This is a genomic window from Streptomyces shenzhenensis (assembly GCF_021462265.1).
Classification (GTDB): domain Bacteria; phylum Actinomycetota; class Actinomycetes; order Streptomycetales; family Streptomycetaceae; genus Streptomyces; species Streptomyces shenzhenensis.
On sequence record NZ_JAJONF010000086.1, the window covers coordinates 1 to 16,391 of the forward strand.

Here is a 16,391-nt window from a genome sequence, read left to right on the forward strand (position 1 = left end):
GCCTCCTCTACGGAAAACAGAAATAGCCCGATCGCAGGTTTCTCCTTCGCTCCAGTTACGGAGCCCGACTTCGGTCACCAAAAGGGACCGAGTGCAGCGCTTGGCGTTGAGGCCAGGTGCACCAGTTGGCGGGGGATGCATCATGGTGATCAACTCAAGCGGGAGGTAGAAAGCCTTCAAATCGGGCTTACATACCTCACCCCTGCCTTCCGTTGGCGGTGGTCGAGCTGTTGGCCCGGACGGGCAGGCGCGTACCAATTTTATGAAGTCGTAGATCCATGAGAGCCGGGGATCTCCCGGTGGGGAACATCCCGGCTGCCGCGCTGGCGATACGTCAACCCCAACTGGGGAAATGGCGATTATTTTCGGAGCATAGATAGAACGTACGCCGTACCGGCTGGAGAGTCGCCATGTGAGGCGGCCCTTCAACGGCTGTGTATGTAGGCGGAGCCCGCGATTCGGAGCGCAGTGTGGGCGCCTCGACACCCTTCTCGCGCAGCCTCCAGAGCCGCCTCCACATCGGGTGAGAACCGCCCATCGGTCGCTGGGCCCAGGACTATGTTGGGCAGTTCCACAGCCGTCCGCCACGCGGTCTCGATGGCACCCAGAAGCGCAGGCTCCGATTCGACGAGAAGTCCGACCCGGTCGCGGGCGACCGTGGCCGCGCTGCGGGTGGTCGCCCGAGCCACGCGCTCCTCCGCTGTCTCGGCTTCGCCCGCGCGCCGGGATTCGACGAACAGCCAATGCACTTCACGGTGACGGACGACTGCCTCCAGCAACTCGGCGATGGCGCGTGCCACCTCCTGGCGATGCGCGTGTTCCCGGGCCCGCTCATCGAATGAGCGTTGTGCGTAGCCCGCCAGGGCGACACCGGCGAGGGTGCCGAGGACGGCGACGATCGTGGACCACATCAACGACTCCTTGGGAGTGCGGCGAGAGCGGGGCGGTCAGTCGTCGACCTCGCTGAGGACGATCTCGACTTCCTTGATCTTCCCGCTCTACGACACCTCGGCGCGGACGTTCCGGTTACCGCGTACGCCGGCCTTGCGCGCGTCGTCGACGAAGGCCGCTGGTTCGTCGAGGGTCATGTCCTTGGCTTCCCCGCTGGCCCGGATCACAGTCGGCATGGAGTCAGGATGACGTATGGAGCCCAGCCGCGAAGGCGAATCAGGACGTCTCGGGCTCGTCGGCCTCGGCCCGGCGGTAGCCGCGACGCCCTTTCACGGCTGTCATGCTCCCGAAGCGTTCACTTCGTGCTCGGTATCGTCGGGCCCCGGCTGACGGATCGGGCTGCTGCGGAGCAGGTCTGCACCTCTGCCAGAGGGCTGTCTGTCGGAACATCGGACTCTACAACTACCCCCGGCCGCATAGTGCTGCCACCGGAAGGCCGCCAGCAGCACGCCTCCGCGAGAGCTCACCAACGTCGAGTCCTCATACGCCTAGCGTTGAACAACAGGATCTGGTGCAAGGCGCGGCCCCCAGTCCGGGGGCAACAGTGCCCATGAACCGTGGTCCAACCACTCCCCGAATTGGACGGGTGCGGCGCCAGTGACGTGGTCCAACGAGAGTGGGACGATTCGATCACAAGTAGCCCGTCCGTCCCACCACACCGTGCCGGCCAGCGAGCCGGTCAGCGCCAACAGGGTGGAGAAGCCGCAGCCGTGCTCCTGGATGACGACCGCGCCGGCCGTCTTCAGGTCCTCGAACGTGTCGGCCTCGTCGCCCCAGGCACGCCAAGCTGCCCGATACGCGGCGTCGTCCTCGAACGCCTCAGCCTGTGGCTCACGCGCCATCAGGTCGTCGTCGCTCTCGGCATAGGAATCGGGATGCGGAAAGGGAATGGCAAGCAACTCGCGCCGCCACTCGTCATTGCCGGCCCACCACCAACCACGCCCGGTCCGCTCGAGCCGGAAGAGCGCCCCGCCCGCGCTCACCTCGCGTAGATACGCCCGGTATTCCTCGGGAAAGGACACACCGAGTTCACATTCGGCCTCGACAATCTCGACTTCAGTGAGGGGCGGCTCTGTCATGGGCCGAGCCTAGTCCGCGTCGTGCAGACCATCGGTCCGCTCACGCGAACCCCGACGGCATCGCCGAGTCAGGCTGCTCCAAGAGACCCGGCCTGGGCGCAGGCCGAAGCCACCGCAGGCTCCAAGGACCGGACGGGCCGTACTCGCCCGACCTCCCTGCCACCACCGAGCAGTGCCGCACCGCTGAACCCGGTGAGCAGCTCCGGATCGACCCCGGCCCTGGCCAAAGCGGCCGCGGCCACCGGCACCCGCGCCCGGTCCGCCCCGTCGGCGATCTTCACGGCCACGGCCCGGCCGTCCGGCAGCGCCGCGACCTGGACGCCCTCGAAGCCGTCCTTGGCCAGCAGCCCCGGCACGGCAGCCATCAGCGCGGCCACATCGCGCCCCGCTCCGGACGCCATCTCCGCGTGCTCCCGCATCGCGTCGGCGACCCGCGCCTCGGGCGTGCCCGGCGCGGCGGACACGATCCGCGACACCGCGCGGGCCAGGCCGTGCAGGGACACGGCGAACAGCGGCGCGCCGCACCCGTCCACGGTCGTCGCCGCCACCCGCTGCCCGGTCAGGTCCTCGACGATCTCGGCGACGGCCTGCTGGAGCGGGTGCTCCGGCTCCAGGTAGTCCGCGAGGGACCAGCCGTTGAGCTTCGCGGTCCACAGCATCGCGGCATGCTTGCCCGAGCAGTTCTGGGCGATCCGCGAAGGCTGCCGGCCCTCGCGGATCCAGGTGTCGCGGACGGCGGGGCCGTACGGCATGTCGGGGACGTTGCGCAGGTCGGCTTCGGTCAGTCCGGCGAGTTCGAGGATGCGCCGGGTCCCGGCGAGGTGCCGTTCCTCGCCGGAGTGGCTCGCGGCGGCCAGTGCGAGCAGGTCGCCGTCGAGGGGCAGCCCGGCCCGCAGCATGGCCACGGCCTGGACGGGCTTGAGGGCCGAGCGCGGGTAGCACGCGGCCTCGATGTCGCCGAGCTGGAACTGGACCTGGCCGCCGGCGTCGAGGACGACGACGGAACCGTAGTGGATGCCCTCGACGACCCCGCCGCGGACGAGGTGGGCGACGGCGGCGTGGAGTGGTTCACGGACGACGGGTGCGTCCGCGGGGAAACTGCTGTACATCATTTCCTGGTCTCGGTGAGTCGGGACGGATCCGGGCGCGGTGCACGCGCCGGTTCCGGTGGACGAGCGCGCGAGGCGGCCGCGGTGGACGCGGCGAGGCGTGTGCCGGCGAGGCGGAAGAGGCCGCTGCCGACGGCGGTCATGTCGACGTGCCGGTGGCGTTGCGGCCTGCGGGAGCCGTGGTGTCCGGTGCCGGCGTGCCGGGACGGGGCGCGCCTCGTCTTCGAAGCGCTGTTCGCTCACGCCTCGGTATCGCCCTCCTTGTGCTGGTCCGTGCGCGCGGGGCGCACGATGCGGGTGAGGGTGGTCTCGACGCGGTCGAGGTGGTGGCTCATGGCGTCCACGGCGTCGGTCTCGGAACCGTCCGTCAGCGCTTCGACGATGGCCCGGTGCTCCCGGTTGGACTGCTCGCGGCGGCCGCCGAGCTGGTTGAGGAAGGCCGACTGACGCGCCAGTGCGTCCCGGATCTCCTCGATGACCCGGCGGAAGACCGGGTTCTGGGCTGCCTCGGCCACGCCCAGGTGGAAGAGGGTGTCCATCGCGACCCAGGCGGTGGTGTCCGTCTCCCGCTCCATGCGGTCGAGCAGATGGGCCAGGTGGTCCAGGTTCTCCGGGGTGCGGCGCAGCGCCGCGTACCCGGCGACCGGGACCTCGATGTGCCGGCGCACTTCCAGCAGGTCGCTGGCCGCGTAGTCGCCGAACGTGGGGTCCTCGACGGCACTCGCGACCACGAAGGTGCCCTTGCCGGTCTTGGAGACGGTCAGGCCCATGGTCTGCAGGGCCCGCAGGGCCTCGCGCAGGACGGGCCTGCTGATCTCCAGGGTGCGGCAGAGCTCCGCCTCGGAAGGGAGCTTGTCGCCCACGGCGTACTCGCCGCGCTCGATGGCGCCGCGCAGATGCGCCAGTACCGCCTCCATGGCGCTCACGCGACGCGGGAGCTGTCCGGCTGTCGGGCTGTCTGACAGGTTCACAGAGAGATGGTCCGGGTTGCGGGCGGACGCTGTCAAGGTTTCCGGTGGGCGGAGACACACGCGGGGTGCGGCGCCCGAACGCAGGCGTCGCACCCCGTGCCGGAGCGGTGACTCGTGGGACGTCGACCGGTCAGGCGTTGATGGTGCCGGTGGCGAGGAGGCCGAAGACCGCCAGGCCGATCACGATCCGGTAGAGCACGAACGCGTTGAAGGAGTGCTTGGCGACGAACTTCAGCAGCCAGGCGATGGAGGCGTAGGCGACCACGAAGGAGACGATCGTGCCGACAGCCAGCGGGGCGGCGCCCACCCCCGCGCCGAGGGCGTCCTTGAGTTCGTAGATGCCGGCGCCGGTCAGGGCCGGGATGCCGAGGAAGAAGGAGAGGCGGGTGGCGGCCACCCGGTCCAGGTCGAGGATGAGCGCGGTGGACATGGTGGCGCCGGAGCGGGAGAAGCCGGGGAAGAGCAGGGCGAGGATCTGGGAGCAGCCGACCAGCATCGCGTCCTTGAAGGAGGTGTCGTCCTCACCGCGCTTGTGGCGGCCCATCTGGTCCGCGCACCACATCACACCGGAGCCGACGATCAGGGAGCCGGCCACCACCCAGAGCGAGGCGAGCGGCCCGTCGATCAGCGGCTTGGCGGCAAGGCCCACCAGGACGATCGGAATGGTCGCGTAGATGACCCACCAGGCGAACTTGTAGTCGTGGTGGTAGCGCTCCTCCTTGTGGGTCAGACCGCGGAACCAGGCGGAGACGATCCGCTTGATGTCCTTGAAGAAGTACACCAGCACGGCGGCGATGGCGCCCACCTGGATGACGGCGGAGAACCCGACGACGGACTGGTCGTCGACGGGGATGTGCATGAGCCCCTCGGTGATCTTGAGGTGACCGGTGGAGGACACGGGAAGGAACTCGGTCACCCCCTCGACTACCCCGAGGACGGCGGCCTGACCGACGGAGATGGCGCTCATGAGATCCAGTTCTGCAGAGTTTGGTCGACAGTGCTGTAGACAGTCTTACAACGGGCGGGCGTGAAGCAAGTCCTAGGCCCACACCGAGTGGGCGATCGCCACCCCGGCGAAGGCCGCCCCGAGCCCCGCCACGAGGCTCGCGGCGACGTTGGCGGCAGCGTAGAGCCCGGCGCCGGTCTCGGTCAGCCGGAGGGTCTCGTAGGAGAACGTCGAGTACGTCGTCAGCGCCCCGCACAGCCCGGTGCCGAGGAGCAGCTGGAGGTGGGGACCCGCCACGCCCGCCGCGGCGGCGCCGGTCAGGAGGCCCAGAATCAGGCAACCCGTGACATTGACCACGAACGTGCCCCAGGGGAAGACGGAGTCGTGCCTGGCCTGGACGGCGCGGTCGGTGAGATAGCGGAGCGGGGCACCGACCATGGCGCCGAGGACCACCAACAGCCAGCTCACAACGACTTCTTACCCTTCGCGTCCGTTTCGCGCGCCTCGTCCGGTTCGCCCGTGCGGCCGACGTACCTGATGACCTCACAGTCGTCCAAGGTCACCAGTCCCTCGGTCACCAGTTCGTCGAGCTGCGGCAGGAACGCCCGCACCCGTTCCTCCGTGTCCACCACCACCACCGCCACCGGCAGGTCCTCGCTCAGGGAGAGCAGCCGGCAGGTGTGGATGCGGGAGGAGGCGCCGAAACCCTCGATGCCCCGGAAGACACTGGCGCCGGCGAGCCCGGCCGCGTGGGCGCGGTGCACGATCTCCGTGTAGAGGGGCTTGTGGTGCCAGGTGTCGTCCTCGCCGATGTAGACGGTCAGGCGCAGGGCGCGGCCGGTCAGTCTCGTCATCGCTGCCTCCGGGTGAGGACACGGCGGGTCACGGCGGCCGCGCACCACACCGCCGTGAGCGCCGCGCACAGGGTCGCGGCCAGGTAGGCCAGAGCGACGGCGGGCCGGCCGTGGTCGGCCAGTTTCTGGATGTCGACGGCGTAGGTGGAGAAGGTGGTGAAGCCGCCGAGGACGCCGGTGCCGAAGAAGGGGCGGATCAGGCGGTGCGCGGACAGCCCTTCTGTGATCAGGACCAGGAAGGCACCGATCACCGCGCAGCCGATGACGTTCGTCCAGAAGGTCGCCCAGGGGAATCCCCCGGTGGCCGTGGGCAGGGCCAGCGCGAGGGCGTAGCGGGCCACGGCGCCGAGTGCGCCGCCGACGGCGACCACCGCGACGACCGGGGCCTGGCCGCGCCACTCGGGCCGCCGCCGCGGGGTCGGCTGGACTCGGAGGCTCTCGGCTTCCGGGGCTGTCATGGTCGTACGTCTCCTGTTCGGCACCGCCCCTGACGGGTGCCCCAGGGTACCGCCGGGCGTATGAGGCGGTCACCTCGCGGTGAGAGCCGCGCGGACCGCGGCACCGGGCTCCCGGACACTGCCGAGGACCAGGTGGATGGCCAGGTGCCAGGTGGAGCAACAGGCGGCGGCCGGTCCGGGGCTCCGGGCCGCCAGGGCGGGGATGTCCTGCGTCTGCGCCTTCGGGGCCCGGGCCGCCGACCGCGGCGCGGCGCGGCGGGACGACGCGCGCGGGCCGGCCCATGAGTCCCGTGGCGGCAGGACGGACCGGCCTCACCAGCCCTTCTCGAACATCCGGGCCACCTCGGCGATCCGGATCTCGTCGCGCCGGTAGTGGACCCGGTACCGGACGCGCTTGGCACGGAGCAGGCCGAGGCGGACCAGCAGGTCCAGCTGGGCGCCGGCGACCCTGCGGGAGACCCCGAGCTTGGCGGCGACGGCCCGGACGGTGACGCCGTCCCCGGCGAGGTCGGCGTGGCGCCGGGGCGGGAAGTGGGCCGCCGGATCCTTGAGCCAGTGCAGGATGTCCAGGCGGCTTGCGCTCGTGGTGTTCCTCAGCATCCGACCGGCCTCCGTCCTCGCTCCCTCACACTCTGTGTTCCCGCTGTCGCGCGGCCGAAGCACCACGTCAGGGAGCCGGGACGCGTTGTCCGAGACCGAACGGCCGTACGGCATCGGCCGGTCGGGGACTTGCCCGGGGAGCGTGTTCCGGGCACGGCTGAGGGGCCCGGCCGTCCCCTTACGGCCGGGCCCCTCGGTCAGTGCTGGTTCAGCGGTGGCCGAACCACGCCATGGAGGACAGGGCCTTGTCGTCGTAGCCGAACAGGGCCTGGTTCTCCCAGCCGTTGCCGGAGGAGGCGTCGGTCGGATCCCAGCCGTTGCCGGTGACGGCGGTCCAGGTGGCCTCCCAGTAGAAGACGCCGAGCCCGCGGCCGTTCGGGACGGCCTCCACGATGCTCGCGACGGCGTTCATCCAGGCCAGCTGACCGGCCGCGCTCGCCGGGTAGCCGGTGACCAGTTCGCCGCTGGTGTCGATCTGGTTCTCCAGCGAGTCGTCCTGGGCCAGTGTGAACGGGTAGGCGGTCTCGGCGACGAAGACCGGCTTGGCGTAACGGGAGGCCACGTCGTCCAGGGTGGTCTGGGCGGCGGCGAGCGAACCGTGCCAGTAGCCGTAGTAGGACAGCCCGATCACGTCGTAGTCGATGCCGTAGGTCCTGGCGTTGTCGAACCACCAGCGGACCGTGGCGTCGTCGCCCGCGTTGGCCAGGTGCAGGGCGACCCGGGTGCTGGAGGAGACCGCCTTGGCGGCGCTGTAGCCGGAGTTGATGAGACCGGCGAGCTGGGACCAGTTGTCGGTGGAGCCCTCGGACCAGAGCATGCCGCCGTTGATCTCGTTGCCGATCTGCACCATGTCGGCCGTGGTGCCCTGTGCCTTCAGCGCGTTGAGGACGTCGTACGTGTGGTTGTACACGTCGGTCCTCAGCCGGCTGTAGGAGTCGCCGGCCCAGGCGGCGGGCTTGGTCTGGGTGCCCGGGTCGGCCCAGGTGTCCGAGTAGTGGAAGTCGACCAGCAGCTTCATGCCGGCCGCCTTGACGCGCTTGGCCATGGCCAGGACGTGCGCCTTGTCGTTGTAGCCGTCGGCCGGGTCGACCCAGACCTTCAGGCGCGCGTAGTTCATGCCGGCGTTCTTGAGGATGGTGACCGCGTCCCCGGTGGTGCCGGAGCCGGTCTTGTAGACGCCGCCCTTGGCCTCGCTCTTGGCCAGGGACGAGATGTCGGCGCCCTTGACGGCCAGCCCCGTCGAGCCGGACGCGAAGGTCAGGTCGTCGACGTTGATCCAGTTGCCGGCGTTGGCGTCGGAGTAGACGCTGACCGTGCACTGGTTGCCGGTGACGGCGATCGAGGTGACGATCCGCACCCAGTTGCTGGTGGAGACCGGCAGGTCGGTCTTCTGGTCCGGACTGCCGCAGTTCTTCAGGGACATGTACGCGGAGTTCTGGCCGCCGCTGGAGCGGACCCAGGCGGTGAGCGTGTAGGTGCCGTTGGCCAGGCCCGACAGGTACTGGTAGGTCTCCACCTTGTAGGCGGAGGCCGAGTAGTGGCTCAGGCGGTAACTGCCGCTGTGGCCGCCGGACTCGGTGTACGAGGCGCCCGTGTCGCCGTACTCCGACCAGCCGGCGGGCGTGGCCACGCCCGCACCGTCCGATTCGAAGCCACCGTTGGCGAGGGTGCCGGCGGCCTGGGCGGTCTGGGCGGGCAGGGCGGTGAGGGCGAGCCCGGCCACGAGCGGCAGCAGCAGGGCTCTGAGGGTGCGTCCGGGATGGAACGTCATCGTCCGTCGTCCCTTCGACGTGACTGGTCAGGGGTGTCCTCCGGTGGGACCGGAGGAGACCCCTCCGCCCGCGGCTCTCATGGCACTCGCGGACGGAGGGGAGTCTCGGTTCGCCCGGGCCGACGGCGCGGCCCGGCGCGTGGGCTCAGCCGTCGAGCCGTACCACCCGGACGGTGCCCGCGGGGACCGCGAGGCGGCCCGCGGCGCGCTCGCCCGTCAGCAGTTCGGTGCCGTGCGCCTCCAGCGGCACCTTGGCGTCGGTGGCGGTGTGGTTGACGGCGAACAGGAAGGAGCCGGACTCGCCGGTGCGGCGGACGACCTCGACGTCGCGCGGGAGTTCGGCGCGGGGCGCGATCCGGGCGTCCTCGGCGGCCCGGCCGAGCAGGGCGTCCAGACCGCGCGCGTCCAGGCGCGTCGACACGTACCAGGCGGTGCCCTCCCCCAACGGGTGCCGGGTGACAGCCGGGAGGCCGGCGGTGAGACCGTCGGCGTAGGTCCAGACGGTCTCGGCACCCCGCGGGACGACGAACTCGGTCCACACGTCGCCGGTCAGCTCCAAGCCGTCGGGTCCGGTCAGCCGCACCCGCTGGTCCTTCAGGAGCGGCGAGAACTCCTCCACGGTGAGGCCGAGGGTCTCGCGCAGGGGACCGGGACAGGCGCCCTCGTGCACCGCGTCGTACTCGTCGACGATCCCGGAGAAGTACGACACGACGAGCGTGCCGCCGTTCTCGACGTACTCGCGCAGGTTGTTCCCGGCCGCCGCCGTCATCAGGTACAGGGCCGGTACGACGACAAGGGGATAGGCCGACAAGTCGCCTTCCGGGTGGGCGAAGTCGACCGTGAGGTGGCGGTCGTACAGGGCCTCGTAGAAGGCGTCGGCACGCTCGCGCGGATCGTGGTCCTCGGTGGGGCGCCACTGGAGGTTCTGCGCCCACCAGGACTGCCAGTCCCACAGGACGGCGACGTCGGCCTGGGTGCGGGTGCCCTTGATCCGGCTCAACGAGTCGAGAGCGGCCCCGAGTCCGACGACCTCGCGCCACACCCGGGTCTCGGTGCCGCCGTGCGGAAGCATCGCGGAGTGGAACTTCTCGGCGCCGCGCCGGGACTGCCGCCACTGGAAGAACATGGCTCCCTCGGAACCGCGGGCCACGTGCCCGAGGGAGTTGCGGGCCATCTGGCCGGGGGCCTTGGCGGGGTTGCGGGGCTGCCAGCTGACGCCCGAGGTGGAGTGTTCGAGGAGCAGCCAGGGGGCGCCGCCGGCCACCGAGCGGGTGAGGTCGGCGGCCATGGCGAGGTTGACGTGGGTGCGACGGCCGTCGGTGATCAGGTAGTGGTCGTTGGTGACCAGGTCGACCTCGCGGCCCCAGGCCCAGTAGTCCATGGAGTCGCACTGGCTCAGGGCGGTCATGAAGTTGGTGGTCACCGGGACGCCGGGCGAGAGGCGGTGCAGGATGTCCCGCTCCATGCGGAAGTTCTCGCGGATGGTGGCGTCGGCGAACCGCTTGTAGTCGAGGGCCTGGCCCGGGTTGCCGACGGTCGGGGTGACCCGCGGCGGGTTGATCTGCGCCAGGTCCGTGTAGTGCTGGCCCCAGAAGGCCGTGCCCCAGGCCTCGTTGACCGCGTCGACGGTGCCGTAGGCGCCGGTGAGCCAGCGGCGGAAGTGGGCGGCGCAGGAGTCGCAGTAGCAGGCCGAGACGGGGACGCCGTACTCGTTGTGGACGTGCCACATGGCGAGCGCGGGGTGGTGGCCGTAGCGCTCGGCGAGGCGGGTGGTGATGTTCCCGGCGGCGGCGCGGTAGTCGGCGTTGGAGTGGCAGATGGCGCCGCGCGAGCCGAACTCGTAGCGCACGCCCTCCGCGGTCACCGGCAGGGCCTCGGGGTGGGCGCGGTAGAACCAGGCGGGCGGTGCCACGGTGGGGGTGCCGAGGTCGACGCGGATGCCGTTCCCGTGCAGCAGTCCGAGGACCCGGTCGAGCCAGCCGAAGTCGTACTCCCCCGGCGCCGGCTCCAGCAGGGCCCAGGAGAAGATCCCGACGCTCACCATCGTGACCCCGGCCTCGCGCATCAGCCGGACGTCCTCGTGCCAGACCTCTTCCGGCCACTGCTCGGGGTTGTAGTCCCCACCGAAGGCGAGCCTGGTCAGGCCCCTGGGGGTGGTGTCCGGCATGGATCTCTCCCGTTTAATCGATCATTTGGGAACGTTCACACACATGGATCGTGGCGTGAGCCCAACATAACCGCACAGCCTTAACCATTGACAAGTGTCCGGAACGTTTCTCTACTGTGAACGCTCACAGAGCAGGGCACGGACTCGCGACGGGCGATGATCCGGGTCTGAGAACGCTCACACACCATCTGCATGGCTGGTTCCCGCGACGTGCGGGGGCCCAGGTCAGGGGAGAGATCCATGCCGCACACGAAGCGCCGCCGCCTCGTGACAACCGTCGTCGCCGTCTCGCTCGGCGCCACCGCCCTCGCCGCCTGCGGCTCCTCCGACGACAGCAAGGCCGACTCCGGTCCGGTCAACCTGACGTTCTGGAGCTGGGCACCGGGCATGGACAAGGTCGTCGACCTGTGGAACAGGGGTCAGGGCAAGAAGGACCAGATCACGGTCACGTTCAAGAAGCAGGCGTCCGGCGACACGCTGGTCACCAAGATCCTCACCGCGCACAAGGCGAAGTCCGGTCCCGACCTGGTGCAGGCCGAGTACCAGGCACTGCCGACGCTGGTCAGCAACGGCGCCGTCGCCGACATAGCGAAGGAGATAGGCGACGCCAGGAGCGACTTCGCCGACGGCGTCTGGCAGCAGGTCACGCTGGGCACGGACGCGGTGTACGCGGTGCCGCAGGACATCGGCCCGATGATGTTCTACTACCGCGCGGACCTGTTCAAGAAGTACGGCCTGACGGTCCCCACCACCTGGGACGAGTTCGCCGGGACCGCCCGCGCGCTGAAGAAGAAGGCCCCGGACGTCGACCTGACCACCTTCTCCGCCAACGACTCCGGTCTCTTCGCGGGCCTGGCCCAGCAGGCCGGCGCCAAGTGGTGGACCACCTCCGGCGACAAGTGGAAGGTCGCCATCGACGACGCGGCCACCCAGAAGGTCGCCAGGTTCTGGGGCGGCCTGGTCAAGGAGGGCGCCATCGACAACCAGCCGATGTACACCCCGGCCTGGAACAAGGCGCTGGACACCGGCAAGCAGATCGCCTGGGTCAGCGCGGTGTGGGCTCCGGGCACCCTGACCACGGCCGCGCCGGACACCAAGGGCAAGTGGGCCATGGCCCCGCTCCCCCAGTGGTCCGCGTCCGAGAACGTCACCGGCAGCTGGGGCGGCTCCTCCACCGCCGTCACCACCGATTCCAAGCACCAGGCGGCCGCCGCCGAGTTCGCGGCCTGGCTGAACACGGACGGCGACGCGCTCAACGCGCTGGCCAAGGAGAGCGGCATCTACCCGGCCGCCACGAACGCCCAGACCAGCGGCGCCTTCACCAGCCCGCCGGAGTACTTCTCGAACCAGGCGGACTTCTACACCGAGGCCGCGAAGATCGCGAAGACCACGGCGCCCTCCGCGTGGGGCCCGAACGTGAACGTCGCCTACACGTCCTTCAACGACGCCTTCGGCGCCGCCGCGAAGAACAAGTCGGACTTCGTGACCGCCCTGCGCACCATGCAGGACGCCACGGTCGCCGACATGAAGAAGCAGGGCTTCGAGGTCTCTCGGTGACCAGCTCCCGCAGCCGGAAGCCGTACGGGGTCAAGGGGGCCCCGTACGGCTTCCTCCTCCCCGCCACGCTCCTCTTCGCGCTGTTCTTCGTACTGCCCATCGGGTATGCGGTCTGGCTCAGCTTCCGCAAGGTGCACGTCTCCGGCCTCGGCCTCGGCGCGGGCGCCCGCCGCGAGGTCTGGGCCGGCCTGGAGAACTACACCCAGGCCCTCGGCGACAACGAGTTCTACGACGGTGCGCTGCGCGTCCTCGGCTACGGCTGCATCGTCGTCCCGGTGATGCTGGGCCTCGCCCTGCTGTTCGCCCTGATGCTCGACTCCGAGCGGGTCCGTCTCGCCCCGTTCACCCGGCTCGCGATCTTCCTGCCGTACGCCATCCCCGGCGTGGTGGCCGCGCTGCTGTGGGGGTTCCTGTACCTGCCGGACGTCAGCCCCTTCTACTTCGTGCTCGACAGGCTGGGCCTGCCGCAGCCCGATCTGCTGGACGGCGGGCCGCTGTACCTGGCCCTGTCCAACATCGCGGTCTGGGGCGGCACCGGCTTCAACATGATCGTCATCTACACCTCGCTGAGGTCCATCCCGGCGGAGGTGTACGAGGCGGCGAAGCTGGACGGCGCCACGCCGCTGCAGGTCGCCCTGCGGATCAAGATCCCGATGGTGGCGCCCTCGCTGGTGCTGACCTTCTTCTTCTCGATCATCGCGACGCTCCAGGTCTTCAACGAGCCGACCACCCTCAAACCCCTCACCAACTCGGTCAGCACGACCTGGAGTCCGCTGATGAAGGTGTACGTCGACGCCTTCGGCAAGGGGGACATCTACTCGGCGGCGGCCGAGGCGACCTTGATCGCCGTCGCCACGCTGGTGCTGTCCTTCGGGTTCCTGCGGGCCGCGAACCGCCGAAGCAAGCAGGAGGCAGCACAGTGAGTTCTCTTGCCGTCCGCAAGACCGCCCCGGCCGCCGGCACCACCCCGGGCACCGCCCAGGGCCCGCCGCTGCGCCGCCGGGTCGCCCTGCTCCCGACGATCACGCTGCTGCTCGGCGCGGTCTACACCCTCCTCCCGGTCGCGTGGGTGGTGATCGCGTCCACCAAGTCCGGCAGCGAACTGTTCTCCACGTTCACCTTCCTGCCCGGCACCGGCTTCGCCGGCAACCTCAAGGACCTGAACGCCTACCGCGACGGCATCTACTGGCGCTGGATGGGCAACTCGGCCCTGTACGCCGGCCTGGGCGCCCTGCTGTCCACCGGTGTCTCGGCGGTCAGCGGCTACGCCCTGGCGACCTACCGGTTCAAGGGCCGCGAGCCGATCTTCAACGTGCTGCTCGCGGGCGTGCTGATGCCCCCGATCATCCTCGCCGTCCCGCAGTACCTGCTGCTCGCCAAGGCCGGCCTCGCGGACTCCTACCTGTCCGTGCTGCTGCCGCAGGTCCTCTCCCCGTACGGCGTCTACCTCTCCCGCGTCTACGCGACCGCGGCGGTGCCCTCGGACGTGGTGGAGGCCGGGCGGATGGACGGGGCGGGCGAATGGCGGATCTTCACGCGGATCGCGATGCCGATGATGATCCCCGGCATGGTGACGGTCTTCCTCTTCCAGTTCGTCGCCGTGTGGAACAACTTCCTGCTGCCGTACATCATGCTGAGCGACGACGAGAAGTTCCCGCTCACGCTCGGCCTGTACACACTGCTGGCCCAGGGTTCCAACCAGCCCGCGCTCTACACGCTGGTGATCACCGGCGCTTTCCTCGCGGTGCTCCCGCTGATCGCGCTCTTCCTCGTCATTCAGCGCTTCTGGAGCCTTGACCTGCTCTCCGGGGCCGTAAAGTCATGACCATGAGCAGCAGTACGGGGGGCCGGCGCAAACCGCCGACGATCCATGACGTGGCGCGCGAGGCCGGTGTCTCCCGGGGCACCGTCTCGCGGGTGCTCAACGGCGGGCACTACGTCAGTCCCGCCGCCGCGCAGGCGGTCGACGACGCCATCCGCAGGACGGGGTACGTCGTGAACCGGCACGCCCGTTCGCTGATCACCGGGCGGTCGGACTCGGTGGGCTTCCTGCTGACGGAGCCGCAGGAGCGGTTCTTCGAGGACCCCAACTTCAACGTCCTGCTGAGCGGTTGCACACAGGCGCTGGCGAGCCACGACATCCCGGTGCTGCTGATGCTGGCGGGCACGAAGGACGAACGGCGGCGGATCACGCGGTACATCACCGCCGGACACGTCGACGGGGTGCTGCTGGTGTCGAGTCACTCCGGTGACCCGGTCGCGGAGGAGCTGCGCGCGGCGGGCGTGCCGCTGGTGGCCTGCGGCAAGCCGATCGGGCTCGGCTCGAAGGTGAGTTACGTGGCCGCCGACGACCGGGACGGGGCCCGGGACATGGTCCGGCACCTGCTGGACGTGGGGCGCCGCCGGATCGGCATGATCACCGGCCCGCTGGACACCCCCGGCGGTGTCGAGCGGCTCGCCGGGTACAAGGAGGTCCTCACCGAGGCGGGCGTCGCCGTCGACGAGGCGCTCGTCGTGTCCGGGGACTACAGCAAGGCGAGCGGCGAGGCAGGGGCCGAGCGGCTGCTCGCGCAGGCCCCGGACCTGGACGCGGTGTTCGTGGCCTCCGACCTGATGGCGCAGGGCGTGCTGGCGGTACTCCAGCGGGCCGGCAAGCGGGTGCCGGACGACATCGCTGTCGGCGGTTTCGACGACTCCCCGGCGGCCACCGCGGTGACCCCGCGGCTCACCACCATCCGCCAGCCCTGGGACCGGATCAGCACCGAGATGGTGCGCGTGCTGCTCGCCCAGATAGGGGGCGAGGACCCGGCGGCGGTGATCCTGCCGACGGAGCTGGTGCGGCGCGAGTCGACGTGAGCCGGCCGCGATCGGGGGTGCCGGGATTCCGCCGTCGGGCGGCCGCGGCCGCCGCGTGCTCCGCTCGCGCCCGCGCGGCGGAGCCGCACACCGGTACAGCCCCGCGTCCTCCGGGGCGCTTTCTCAACCGGTCAGGATCGAAGAAGCCGCGGCGGGCTCCGCCGTCCTAGCGTGAGGTCACCGGCCGGAAAGCGCCGGTTCCCTTATCGCGAGGAGTGAGAACGCCATGACCTCAGGCGTGCAGACGATCATCTACCCGGTCAAGGACGCGGCACGGGCCAAGGCCCTGTTCGGCGCGCTGCTGGGCGTCGAGCCGTATGCCGACGAGCCGTACTACATCGGGTTCAAGGCCGCCGGGCAGGACGTCGGCCTCGACCCGAACGGGCACGCCCAGGGGCTGACCGGGCCGACGCCGTTCTGGCACGTCACCGACCTGCGGGAGCGGCTCGCGGCGCTGCTGGCGGCAGGCGCCGAGCTGGTCCAGGACGCGCGGGACGTCGGCAACGGCCGGCTGGTCGCCTCGGTGAAGGACGCCGACGGGAACATGGTGGGCCTGCTCCAGGACCCGGTGGCCTGACTCGCCGCCGTACTTCCCGGGCATTCGTCGCAGGACTGCTTGCACCCGCACTAGTTGCACACTCAACAATTGGCGTGATCGGTGTTACGGTGCGGGTATGGCAGTGAAGACGGCCGAGGCCCGGCTTGAGGAACGATGGCGGGACATCCTGTCGGTGCACGCGCGCACGATGTGCGAGATCGACCGGGTGCTGCATCCGCACGGGCTGGGCGCGAGCGACTTCGAGGTGCTCGACCTGCTCGCCACCGAGACCCCCGCGGAAGGCGACCACTGCCGGGTGCAGAACCTGGTGGGACGGGTCCATCTCAGCCAGAGCGCGCTGTCCCGGCTGATCGCGCGGCTGGAGAAGGACGGCCTGGTGGAGCGGTCCGTCTGCGTCGAGGACCGACGGGGCGTGTGGGTCGCGCTCACCGCGAAGGGCCGCGCCCTGCACGCCGAGGTACAGCCGCTGCAGCGGGCGGTGCTGGGGCGGATGCTCGAAGGCGCGGACACCCC

18 protein-coding genes are annotated in these 16,391 nt (G+C 70.2%); 6 read left to right on the forward strand and 12 right to left on the reverse strand.

From position 1 onward, the window contains the following. Positions 1 to 425: 425 nt before the first annotated feature. The 12 genes from kilB to LQ326_RS45510 all read right to left on the reverse strand — a co-directional run bounded on the left by kilB (position 426) and on the right by LQ326_RS45510 (position 10,906). A complete protein-coding gene (gene kilB / locus LQ326_RS45460; RefSeq protein ID WP_234545089.1) occupies positions 426 to 911 on the reverse strand; it encodes a plasmid transfer protein KilB in 486 nt (161 codons plus the stop codon). Between the two features lie 87 nt (positions 912 to 998). Further along, entirely contained in the window at positions 999 to 1,127 is a 129-nt protein-coding gene (locus LQ326_RS48150; RefSeq protein ID WP_268208401.1) for a hypothetical protein, read from the reverse strand. A 312-nt stretch (positions 1,128 to 1,439) separates the two neighbouring features. After that, positions 1,440 to 2,030, reverse strand: coding sequence for an SMI1/KNR4 family protein (locus LQ326_RS45465; protein ID WP_234545090.1), 591 nt, complete (start codon positions 2,028 to 2,030; stop codon positions 1,440 to 1,442). Positions 2,031 to 2,098: 68 nt separating this feature from the next. Continuing rightward, positions 2,099 to 3,139, reverse strand: a complete 1,041-nt coding sequence (locus tag LQ326_RS45470; protein ID WP_234545103.1) for an asparaginase — start codon at positions 3,137 to 3,139, stop codon at positions 2,099 to 2,101. A gap of 239 nt (positions 3,140 to 3,378) precedes the next feature. After that, on the reverse strand, positions 3,379 to 4,056 hold the full coding sequence (locus LQ326_RS45475) for a FadR/GntR family transcriptional regulator (RefSeq protein ID WP_234545104.1): 678 nt from the start codon (positions 4,054 to 4,056) through the stop codon (positions 3,379 to 3,381). Positions 4,057 to 4,240: 184 nt separating this feature from the next. Further along, positions 4,241 to 5,077 carry an undecaprenyl-diphosphate phosphatase gene (locus LQ326_RS45480; protein ID WP_234545091.1) on the reverse strand — a complete coding sequence of 279 codons (837 nt, stop codon included), beginning with the start codon at positions 5,075 to 5,077 and terminating at the stop codon, positions 4,241 to 4,243. A 72-nt stretch (positions 5,078 to 5,149) separates the two neighbouring features. Continuing rightward, positions 5,150 to 5,524 (reverse strand): fluoride efflux transporter CrcB, encoded by a 375-nt coding sequence (gene crcB, locus LQ326_RS45485; protein WP_234545092.1) that lies wholly within the window; start codon positions 5,522 to 5,524, stop codon positions 5,150 to 5,152. Beyond that, positions 5,521 to 5,910, reverse strand: coding sequence for a DUF190 domain-containing protein (locus tag LQ326_RS45490; protein WP_234545093.1), 390 nt, complete (start codon positions 5,908 to 5,910; stop codon positions 5,521 to 5,523). Before LQ326_RS45490 ends, crcB (LQ326_RS45485) begins: the two co-directional genes overlap by 4 nt. Continuing rightward, positions 5,907 to 6,368, reverse strand: a complete 462-nt coding sequence (gene crcB / locus LQ326_RS45495) for a fluoride efflux transporter CrcB (protein WP_234545094.1) — start codon at positions 6,366 to 6,368, stop codon at positions 5,907 to 5,909. Before crcB (LQ326_RS45495) ends, LQ326_RS45490 begins: the two co-directional genes overlap by 4 nt. A 312-nt stretch (positions 6,369 to 6,680) precedes the next feature. After that, positions 6,681 to 6,968, reverse strand: a complete 288-nt coding sequence (locus LQ326_RS45500) for an ArsR family transcriptional regulator (RefSeq protein WP_234545095.1) — start codon at positions 6,966 to 6,968, stop codon at positions 6,681 to 6,683. Between the two features lie 208 nt (positions 6,969 to 7,176). Next, positions 7,177 to 8,739: a glycosyl hydrolase 53 family protein gene (locus tag LQ326_RS45505; RefSeq protein WP_234545096.1), complete on the reverse strand. Its 1,563-nt coding sequence runs from the start codon at positions 8,737 to 8,739 to the stop codon at positions 7,177 to 7,179. 145 nt (positions 8,740 to 8,884) lie between these two features. Beyond that, positions 8,885 to 10,906: a beta-galactosidase gene (locus LQ326_RS45510; protein WP_234545097.1), complete on the reverse strand. Its 2,022-nt coding sequence runs from the start codon at positions 10,904 to 10,906 to the stop codon at positions 8,885 to 8,887. A 240-nt stretch (positions 10,907 to 11,146) separates the two neighbouring features. Here LQ326_RS45510 and LQ326_RS45515 point away from each other — a divergent pair, with 240 nt between their 5' ends. The 6 genes from LQ326_RS45515 to LQ326_RS45540 all read left to right on the forward strand — a co-directional run. After that, the gene (locus LQ326_RS45515; protein ID WP_234545098.1) at positions 11,147 to 12,463 is read left to right on the forward strand and encodes an ABC transporter substrate-binding protein; all 1,317 of its coding nucleotides are present in this window, start codon (positions 11,147 to 11,149) and stop codon (positions 12,461 to 12,463) included. Then, complete coding sequence (locus LQ326_RS45520) at positions 12,460 to 13,386, forward strand: carbohydrate ABC transporter permease (RefSeq protein WP_234545099.1); 927 nt, start codon at positions 12,460 to 12,462, stop codon at positions 13,384 to 13,386. Before LQ326_RS45515 ends, LQ326_RS45520 begins: the two co-directional genes overlap by 4 nt. Then, positions 13,383 to 14,288, forward strand: coding sequence for a carbohydrate ABC transporter permease (locus LQ326_RS45525; RefSeq protein ID WP_234545100.1), 906 nt, complete (start codon positions 13,383 to 13,385; stop codon positions 14,286 to 14,288). The genes LQ326_RS45520 and LQ326_RS45525 overlap by 4 nt, the downstream gene beginning before the upstream one ends. Beyond that, complete coding sequence (locus tag LQ326_RS45530; RefSeq protein WP_234545101.1) at positions 14,285 to 15,319, forward strand: LacI family DNA-binding transcriptional regulator; 1,035 nt, start codon at positions 14,285 to 14,287, stop codon at positions 15,317 to 15,319. The genes LQ326_RS45525 and LQ326_RS45530 overlap by 4 nt, the downstream gene beginning before the upstream one ends. Positions 15,320 to 15,545: 226 nt before the next feature. Then, on the forward strand, positions 15,546 to 15,896 hold the full coding sequence (locus LQ326_RS45535; protein ID WP_234545102.1) for a VOC family protein: 351 nt from the start codon (positions 15,546 to 15,548) through the stop codon (positions 15,894 to 15,896). Between the two features lie 97 nt (positions 15,897 to 15,993). After that, positions 15,994 to 16,391, forward strand: a 398-nt coding sequence (locus LQ326_RS45540) for a MarR family winged helix-turn-helix transcriptional regulator (protein ID WP_181809483.1), incomplete at its 3' end; no start/stop codon positions are given.

What these genes read in the sequence shown, in the direction of transcription:
- LQ326_RS45475 (WP_234545104.1), bottom strand. Translation starts at nt 4,056, where the DNA reads ATGGAGGCGGTACTGGCGCATCTGCGCGGCGCCATCGAGCGCGGCGAG.
- LQ326_RS45510 (WP_234545097.1), bottom strand. Translation starts at nt 10,906, where the DNA reads ATGCCGGACACCACCCCCAGGGGCCTGACCAGGCTCGCCTTCGGTGGG.
- LQ326_RS45470 (WP_234545103.1), bottom strand. Translation starts at nt 3,139, where the DNA reads ATGTACAGCAGTTTCCCCGCGGACGCACCCGTCGTCCGTGAACCACTC.
- LQ326_RS45480 (WP_234545091.1), bottom strand. Translation starts at nt 5,077, where the DNA reads ATGAGCGCCATCTCCGTCGGTCAGGCCGCCGTCCTCGGGGTAGTCGAG.
- crcB (WP_234545094.1), bottom strand. Translation starts at nt 6,368, where the DNA reads ATGACAGCCCCGGAAGCCGAGAGCCTCCGAGTCCAGCCGACCCCGCGG.
- LQ326_RS45530 (WP_234545101.1), top strand. Translation starts at nt 14,285, where the DNA reads ATGACCATGAGCAGCAGTACGGGGGGCCGGCGCAAACCGCCGACGATC.
- kilB (WP_234545089.1), bottom strand. Translation starts at nt 911, where the DNA reads ATGTGGTCCACGATCGTCGCCGTCCTCGGCACCCTCGCCGGTGTCGCC.
- LQ326_RS45505 (WP_234545096.1), bottom strand. Translation starts at nt 8,739, where the DNA reads ATGACGTTCCATCCCGGACGCACCCTCAGAGCCCTGCTGCTGCCGCTC.
- LQ326_RS45465 (WP_234545090.1), bottom strand. Translation starts at nt 2,030, where the DNA reads ATGACAGAGCCGCCCCTCACTGAAGTCGAGATTGTCGAGGCCGAATGT.
- LQ326_RS45515 (WP_234545098.1), top strand. Translation starts at nt 11,147, where the DNA reads ATGCCGCACACGAAGCGCCGCCGCCTCGTGACAACCGTCGTCGCCGTC.
- LQ326_RS45535 (WP_234545102.1), top strand. Translation starts at nt 15,546, where the DNA reads ATGACCTCAGGCGTGCAGACGATCATCTACCCGGTCAAGGACGCGGCA.
- LQ326_RS45490 (WP_234545093.1), bottom strand. Translation starts at nt 5,910, where the DNA reads ATGACGAGACTGACCGGCCGCGCCCTGCGCCTGACCGTCTACATCGGC.
- LQ326_RS48150 (WP_268208401.1), bottom strand. Translation starts at nt 1,127, where the DNA reads ATGCCGACTGTGATCCGGGCCAGCGGGGAAGCCAAGGACATGACCCTC.
- LQ326_RS45500 (WP_234545095.1), bottom strand. Translation starts at nt 6,968, where the DNA reads ATGCTGAGGAACACCACGAGCGCAAGCCGCCTGGACATCCTGCACTGG.